Genomic DNA, 533 nt, shown 5'->3' on the forward strand with positions numbered 1-533 from the left:
CTGATGTTGATGCTTCTGCTATGAACAAAGATGAAGATGAAGAGTCTTCTGCTGATCTGAACACTGGATTGGATCTTGGTGCGGTGACTTCTGAAGATGAAGAATCTTCTCTTTGGGCGGATACTGATGTTGATGCTTCTGCTATGAACAAAGACGAGGACGAAGAGTCTTCTGCTGATCTGAACACTGGATTGGATCTTGGTGCGATGACTTCTGAAGATGAAGAATCTTCTCTTTGGGCGGATACTGATGTTGATGCTTCTGTAATGAACAAAGATGAAGACGAAGAGTCTTCTGCGGATCTGAACACTGGATTGGATCTTGGTGCGATGACTTCTGAAGATGAAGAATCTTCTCTTTGGGCGGACACAGATGTTGATGCTTCTGTAATGAACAAAGACGAGGACGAAGAGTCTTCTGCTGATCTGAACACTGGATTGGATCTTGGTGCGATGACTTCTGAAGATAACGAAGAATCTTCTGCCAATCTTGATGCAATGAACAAGCTAGGCTTTGTTTCTGAAGACGAAGAT

General features: G+C 43.3%; 1 protein-coding gene. It reads left to right on the forward strand.

The features are described from left to right. A partial coding sequence (locus ABU165_RS25125) for a hypothetical protein (RefSeq protein ID WP_353762706.1) occupies positions 1-533 on the forward strand: 533 nt, incomplete at both ends.

The organism is Cytobacillus sp. T106 (assembly GCF_040492155.1).
Lineage (GTDB): Bacteria > Bacillota > Bacilli > Bacillales > Cytobacillaceae > Bacillus_AB > Bacillus_AB infantis.